Raw genomic sequence first — 6522 nt, forward strand, 5'->3', positions numbered from 1 at the left:
CGAAGCCTGGGAAGCGAGACTTGTACTTTAGTGCTGGCCAGCATTGAAGCGGCCAGGCAAGGCCGCTTCTGCAATGGCCAACGTGCCGGTCAGATGTAGACGAACACCAGCACCAGGGCCGCGACCACCAGCCACTTCTCCAGGTAGTAGCGCATGCGGTTGCGCTTCTTCAGCGCCTTGCCACGCTCGCGGATCTTGTAGATGCGGGTGAACAGGCGGTTGATGCCACCGGTCTTGTCGCCGGCGTCGTTGGGGGCGGCCGCGGCGGCCATGACGTTGCGGCTGAACCAGCGGTTGAACGCGGTGGCCCAGCGGTATTTCAGCGGGCGCTCGATGTCGCAGAACAGGATGATGCGGTTGTGCTCGGTGGTATTGGCGGCGTAGTGGATGTACGTTTCGTCGAAAACCACGCCCTCGCCATCGCGCCAGGAGTATTTCTCGCCGTCCACATCGATGTAGCAACCGTCATCGTTCGGCGTGTCCAGGCCGAGATGGAAGCGGTACGAGCCGGCATACGGGTCACGGTGACGGACCAGCTTGGCACCCGGTGGCAGGGTGGCGAACATCGCCGCCTTGACCGTGCCGATGCCTTGCAGCAGCTCGGTGGTGCGCGGGCACAGGGTCATCGCCGAAGGGTGGCTTTCGCCGTACCACTTCAGGTAGAAGCGCTTCCAGCCGGTCTTGAAGAACGAATTGAAACCGACGTCGTCATAATTATCGGACTTCTTGATCTCGCCCACGTGCAGCAGTTGCTGGGCTTCGGCGCGGATTTCCTGCCAGTGGTCCTTGAGCGGCTGCAGCTCGGGAAACGCCTCGACCGGCAGGTAAGGCTTGGCCGGGTGCTTGGAGAACAGGTACAGGAAGCTGTTGACCGGCGCCAGGAAGCTGGAATGGTCGCCCAGCTGACGGGTCAGCTTGTGGCGTACCCGACCGCGCAGGTGAACATAGGCGATCGAGAGAACGAAGATCAGTACGAGTGCAATTTTCATGGACGGTTACTTGTCGAAAAATGGCCATGCGCCATGGCATAAGCTCGCCAGCATAAACAATCATGGGGGTAGTTTGTACTTATTGTTACGTTGATGCGGCCCGACATTGGTGTAAGGCGCCTGAAGTGCGCAAAAACGTTTCACGTGATGGAGAGCACATGGTCCCGGACCTTCGCCCGAGTGGCACCCCCTTCAAGCGGTTGTTCTTCGCCTTGCCCGTCAGCGACGCCCAACGCCGTGCGATCAGCCAGTGGCGGCGCGGCCTGAACCTGCGCAGCGGCAAGCCGGTGCCCAGCGAAAACTTCCACCTGACCTTGCTGTTTCTTGGCGATGTGGCTGTGGCCCAGGTGCCGGCCATCTGCGCGGCGGTGGACAGCCTGGCGCTGCCGGGCGCGCCCTTGCGCTTGCTGCTGAACCAGCTGACAACCTGGCAGCGCGCCAACGTGCTGGTGCTGGAGCCGCAGGAAACACCCATCGCCTTGCGCCAGCTGGCCTATGCCCTGCAGCAGGCGTTGTTGCCGATGGGCTTCGAAGAGCAGGCCCGTGATTACCGCCCGCACCTGACCCTGTCCCGGGACTTTCGCGGCCAGGCCCCGGAGGCGGCCGTGGCGCCTGAGTTTCATCTCAGCGCCCGACACTTCACCTTGTACGAGTCGCGCAAGGGCCGTTACTGGCCGCTGGCGCAGTGGCCTCTGGCGGGTTAGCGCCGGTCAGGCGATCTGGCTGCGAGCGGGCATGAACAGCTGCTCGCCCAGAGCGCGGGCGGTACGCAGGTGCAGTGCGGCATCCGGTCCTTCGCTGTTTTCCAGCAAGCTCGAGCCAAGCACCGTGGCGCCGCAATAGTCGAAGATGCCGTGTTCTATCTGCACGCGCATGGCCTCGTCGTAACCATGTCGCTCGAACAGGGCGGTATCTCCACCGGCAACGCCGATCAGGTGTACCTTCATGCCACGCAGCTTCTTGATCAACGCTCCAGACTGGTAGTCGAATGCCCAGCCATTGCTGAACACCCGCTCGACCCAGCCTTTGAGCAGGGCTGGCAGCGACCACCAGTAAATCGGGTAGACCAGCACCAGGGCATCGGCGCGGTCGATGCGGGCCTGTTCCAGCAGCACGTCGGCCGGCGGTTCTGCCAGGCCGCGATGCACGGCGTGGTCAGCGGGACCAAAGCGTGGGTCGAAGCCCTCGCTGGCCAGGTCGGCGATTTCACTGCTGTGACCGGCGCTGGCCAGGCCTTCGGCAACTTGCCGGGCGAGGGCGTGGGTGAGTGAGTCCGGGTCGTGATGGCCAATAACGATCAACGCTTGCATGGTGTTGTCTCCAGTGGGAAAGTGCGCGGCTGCCTTGAGCGCTATATACTCAAGGTAAGTTACGATTGGTAAGTTACTTTTGGTAGGTAAGCAATGTCAAGCGATGACAAGGCACAGCCACGCAAGCGCCTTTCCCGCGATGAGCGTCGGCGCCAACTGCTCGATGTGGCTTGGCAGCTGGTACGCGAGGAAGGCACTGAAGCCCTCAGCCTTGGCCGTCTGGCCGAGCAGTCGGGGGTCACCAAGCCGGTGGTGTATGACCATTTCGAAACCCGCACCGGGCTGCTGGCGGCGTTGTTCCAGGATTACGATGCGCGCCAGTCGATGATGCTTGCGCAGGCGCTGGAAGGAGGCGAGGCGACCTTGGCCGGGCGTGCCGGGGTGATTGCGGCTGCGTATGTGGATTGCGTAATCAGCCAGGGGCGCGAAATGCCCGGTGTGTCGGCAGCACTTGCAGGGTCGCCGGAACTGGAAGCCTTGAAACGCGCCTATGAACAGCCGTTTCTCGATAAGTGCCGCGCGGCACTGGCCGAGTTTGCACCCAGTGGTGCGATCGCTGCGGCGGGCATGCGCCTGCTGGTGGGAGCGGCCGAGGCCTTGTCGCAGGCGGCAGCGGCAGGGGAGCTTGAGGCGGTGCACGCCAAGGCCGAGTTGGCGGCGGCCATCGTTGCCATGGTCGAGCGCCAGTGATTCGCGCCGGTGTCAGACCGGCAGGCTCTGGTAAGGCATTTCCTCCCCAGGGCTGCGGGCAAACTGGCGCTTGTACTCGCGGCTGAACTGCGAGGTGCTCTGGTACCCCACGCGGTGCGCCGTCTGCGCCACCCCGAGCCCTTCACCGATCAGCATCTGCTGCGCCTTGAGCAGGCGCAGGCGCTTGAGGTACTGCATCGGCGCCATGTCGGTGCAGCGTTTGAAGTGCTCATGGAAGGTCGACACGCTCATGTTGGCGCAGGCGGCCAGTGCCTCGACACTCAGCGGCTCGGTGTAATGTTCGCGCAGGTGGGTGAGCGCTGCGCCGATCCGGGCGAAGTGCCCCTGCTGTTCGACCAGTGCGCGCAGCACCCCGGCCTGGGGGCCGCGTAGCGCGGTGTACAACACCTCGCGGACTCTCGCCGGGCCCAGCACCTTGGCGTCCACGGGGTCCTGCAGGCATTGCAGCAGGCGCTCCACCGACTCACGCATCGGTGCATCGAGCGCCGCCGAGGTCATCGACTGTGGGGTTTGCGCCTGCACTGCAGGGTCAGGTGCCAGGGCCATGCTCTGCACCAGTTCACCCAGCACAGCGCGGTCGATGTCCACCGCCACGCCCAGCAGCGGCTCGTCGGTGGTGGCAAAGGTTTCGCACATGAACGGCACCGACAGCGCCTGCACCAGGTAATGGCCGGCGCCGTATTCCAGGGTGCGCGGGCCGAGGCGCGCCAGCTTGCTGCCCTGGGCCAGGATCATCAGGCTCGGCTCGTAGATCTGCGGGCTGCTGGCCACATAGTGGTCCCAGCTCAGCACCTGTACTTGGGGCAGGTGCGTGGGCACGAACCCCGGGCGGGTGGCCAGGCTGCGGATCAGCGAGCACAGCGGGGCGTTGGCGTCGACGTGGCGGGTCAGTTGCATGAGTAACCAGGGCAGAGGATCAGACAGTGGCATCATCGCAGATCGGCAGGCCAGCGCCAGATGGTCGCTGGCAGGTTCGGAGAATCAGGCATGGATGCCGGAGGATCAGCCGTGTGCGGGGCAGGGCGAGGGCGAGCAGAATACGCAGCCTGAATCGTTTCACTTCCCTGTGAGGTCCCGCATGTACACCGCCATCGGTTACGCCGCCCAAACCCCGACCAGCCCCTTGGCCCCCATGACCTTCGAGCGCCGCGCCCCGCGCCCGGACGACGTCGCCATCGAGATCCTCTACTGTGGCGTTTGCCATTCCGACATCCACCAGGCGCGCAACGAATGGGGCATCGCCGTGTACCCGCTGATGCCTGGCCACGAGATCATTGGCCGGGTCACCGCGGTGGGTGATCAGGTCACTTCGCACAAGGTCGGCGACCTGGTCGGCGTCGGTTGCATGGTCGACTCCTGCCGCCACTGCGAGGCCTGCGCCAAGGACCTGGAGCAATACTGCCTCGAAGGCCCGACCATGACCTACGCCACCCCGGACCGGGTCGACGGCAGCAACACCCTGGGCGGCTACTCCAGCAGCATCGTGGTCAGCGAGCACTTCGTGGTGCGCATCCCGGCCGGCATGGACCTGCCCAGCGCGGCGCCGATCCTCTGCGCAGGTATCACCACCTACTCGCCGCTCAAGCACCATGGCGTCGGTCCTGGCCACAAGATCGGCATCCTCGGCATGGGTGGCCTGGGCCATATGGGCATCAAGCTGGCCAAGGCCCTCGGCGCCGAAGTGACCCTGTTCACCCGCTCCCAGGCCAAGGCCGAGGAGGCCCGCCGCCAGGGTGCCGACCATGTGATCGTCTCCACCGATGCCGAACAGATGCACGCGGCGGCGGGCCGTTTCGACTTCCTGCTCGACACCATTCCCGTGCAGCACGACCTCAATCCGTACCTGGAGACCCTGAAGTTCGATGGCGTGCACATCCTGGTCGGCCTGATCGAACCGATCGCCCCGGCCGTGCATGCCGCCAACCTGGTGATGAAGCGCAGGGTACTGGCCGGTTCGCTGATTGGCGGTATCGCCGAAACCCAGGAAGTGCTGGATTTCTGTGCCGCCCACGACATTCGTTGCGATATCGAGATGCTCGACATTCGCAACATCAACCAGGCCTATGAGCGCATGATCGCCGGTGATGTGAAGTACCGCTTCGTCATCGACATGGCCACCCTGCAGGGCTGATGGTGGCCTGTACCGGCCACCTGCGCCGGTACAGGCAGGGCCTTGCGCCTCGGCCGTCAGGGGCTCCCCCGGCTGTCAAGGTTGTGGGGCCCCGGCGTGACGCGTACCATGCGGGCATTCCTTCCAATAACAAACCCGTGCCTCAGCGCGGCCGATACTTGGCCCCTGACGCGCGTCCTTTCGCCTTGCCTGCGGAGAACAGATTCCAGCCCATGAACGGACCCATCCCCACCAACCTGCCACCGACCGCGGGTGCTGGCAGCTGGCTGAGCGTGATTGCCCTGGCCCTGGCGGCCTTCATCTTCAATACCACCGAGTTCGTCCCGGTAGCGCTGCTCAGCGACATTGGCCGCAGCTTCGACATGACCACCGCGCAGGTCGGCCTGATGCTGACCATCTATGCCTGGGTGGTGGCACTGGCTTCGCTGCCGATGATGCTGCTTACCCGCAACATCGAGCGCCGGCGCCTGCTGCTGTTGGTGTTCCTGGTGTTCATCATCAGCCACCTGCTGTCGTGGTTGTCGCAGAGCTTTGCCATGCTGCTGGTCAGCCGCATCGGTATCGCCCTGGCCCACGCCGTGTTCTGGGCCATCACCGCCTCGCTGGCCGTGCGCGTGGCGCCGCCGGGCCAGCAGGCCAAGGCCCTGGGGTTGCTGGCGACAGGCACGACCCTGGCCATGGTGCTGGGCATCCCGTTGGGGCGCGTGGTGGGCGAGGCGCTGGGCTGGCGCATCACCTTCCTCAGCATTGCCGGCGTAGCGCTGGTGACCATGCTGTGCCTGATGAAGTCGCTGCCATTGCTGCCGAGCCAGAACTCCGGTTCGCTGCGTAGCCTGCCGATCCTGTTCAGGCGCCCGGCGCTGGTGATTACCTACCTGCTGGTGACGCTGGTGATCACCGCGCAGTTCACCGCCTATAGCTACATCGAGCCCTTTGCCTTGCACGTGGCGCAGATCGGTGGCGAGCGCACCACGCTGTTGCTGCTGTTGTTCGGTGGCGCTGGCGTGTTCGGTTCGCTGTTGTTCAGCCGCTACAGCGACCGTTACCCGCATGGCTTCCTGGTGGGTTCGATCGGGGTGCTGGCGGCTTGCCTGGTGTTGCTGCTGCCGCTGTCGGGCAACTTCTATGTGTTCGCGGCGTTGAGCATGTTCTGGGGCGTGGCGATTCTCAGCTTCAGCCTGGCGCTGCAATCCAAGACCCTGAAGCTGGCGTCCGATGCCACCGACGTGGCCATGGCGCTGTTCTCCGGCATCTACAACATCGGCATCGGTGGCGGAGCGTTGCTGGGCAGTATCGTCAGCAGCCAGATGGGCGTGGCTGATATCGGCATGGTTGGCGGCAGTGTGGCGGTGGTGGGGTTGCTGCTGGCGGTGGCCAGTAC

The 6522-nt window shown here is 64.5% G+C and carries 7 protein-coding genes; 4 read left to right on the top strand and 3 right to left on the bottom strand.

Going from position 1 to position 6522, the window contains the following annotated elements:
* Positions 1-89: 89 nt before the first annotated feature.
* A complete protein-coding gene (gene lpxO, locus HU738_RS04215; RefSeq protein WP_085674219.1) occupies positions 90-989 on the bottom strand; it encodes a lipid A hydroxylase LpxO in 900 nt (299 codons plus the stop codon).
* 158 nt (positions 990-1147) lie between these two features.
* On the opposite strand from lpxO, the gene thpR reads away from it, so the two are divergent.
* Positions 1148-1693 carry an RNA 2',3'-cyclic phosphodiesterase gene (gene thpR / locus HU738_RS04220; protein ID WP_186601089.1) on the top strand — a complete coding sequence of 182 codons (546 nt, stop codon included), beginning with the start codon at positions 1148-1150 and terminating at the stop codon, positions 1691-1693.
* Positions 1694-1699: 6 nt separating this feature from the next.
* On the opposite strand, the gene HU738_RS04225 is transcribed toward thpR, so the two are convergent.
* Complete coding sequence (locus tag HU738_RS04225; RefSeq protein ID WP_176508945.1) at positions 1700-2299, bottom strand: NAD(P)H-dependent oxidoreductase; 600 nt, start codon at positions 2297-2299, stop codon at positions 1700-1702.
* A 93-nt stretch (positions 2300-2392) separates the two neighbouring features.
* Between HU738_RS04225 and HU738_RS04230 the strand changes: the two genes are divergently transcribed.
* Positions 2393-2989: a TetR/AcrR family transcriptional regulator gene (locus HU738_RS04230; RefSeq protein ID WP_176508944.1), complete on the top strand. Its 597-nt coding sequence runs from the start codon at positions 2393-2395 to the stop codon at positions 2987-2989.
* A gap of 12 nt (positions 2990-3001) precedes the next feature.
* On the opposite strand, the gene HU738_RS04235 is transcribed toward HU738_RS04230, so the two are convergent.
* Positions 3002-3907 (bottom strand): AraC family transcriptional regulator, encoded by a 906-nt coding sequence (locus HU738_RS04235; RefSeq protein ID WP_176508943.1) that lies wholly within the window; start codon positions 3905-3907, stop codon positions 3002-3004.
* A 181-nt stretch (positions 3908-4088) separates the two neighbouring features.
* Here HU738_RS04235 and calA point away from each other — a divergent pair, with 181 nt between their 5' ends.
* Together calA and HU738_RS04245 are read left to right on the top strand one after the other, a co-directional pair.
* Positions 4089-5141 (top strand): vanillin reductase, encoded by a 1053-nt coding sequence (gene calA / locus HU738_RS04240; RefSeq protein WP_186601090.1) that lies wholly within the window; start codon positions 4089-4091, stop codon positions 5139-5141.
* 212 nt (positions 5142-5353) lie between these two features.
* A partial coding sequence (locus HU738_RS04245; RefSeq protein ID WP_217871425.1) for a sugar transporter occupies positions 5354-6522 on the top strand: 1169 nt, incomplete at its 3' end.

Origin of the sequence: Pseudomonas vlassakiae (genome assembly GCF_014269035.2) — a bacterium.
Lineage (GTDB): Bacteria > Pseudomonadota > Gammaproteobacteria > Pseudomonadales > Pseudomonadaceae > Aquipseudomonas > Aquipseudomonas vlassakiae.

Excerpts from the sequence above, each read along its gene's own strand:
- HU738_RS04225 (WP_176508945.1), bottom strand. The coding sequence starts at position 2,299 with ATGCAAGCGTTGATCGTTATTGGCCATCACGACCCGGACTCACTCACC.
- thpR (WP_186601089.1), top strand. The coding sequence starts at position 1,148 with ATGGTCCCGGACCTTCGCCCGAGTGGCACCCCCTTCAAGCGGTTGTTC.
- HU738_RS04230 (WP_176508944.1), top strand. The coding sequence starts at position 2,393 with ATGTCAAGCGATGACAAGGCACAGCCACGCAAGCGCCTTTCCCGCGAT.
- lpxO (WP_085674219.1), bottom strand. The coding sequence starts at position 989 with ATGAAAATTGCACTCGTACTGATCTTCGTTCTCTCGATCGCCTATGTT.
- calA (WP_186601090.1), top strand. The coding sequence starts at position 4,089 with ATGTACACCGCCATCGGTTACGCCGCCCAAACCCCGACCAGCCCCTTG.
- HU738_RS04235 (WP_176508943.1), bottom strand. The coding sequence starts at position 3,907 with ATGCAACTGACCCGCCACGTCGACGCCAACGCCCCGCTGTGCTCGCTG.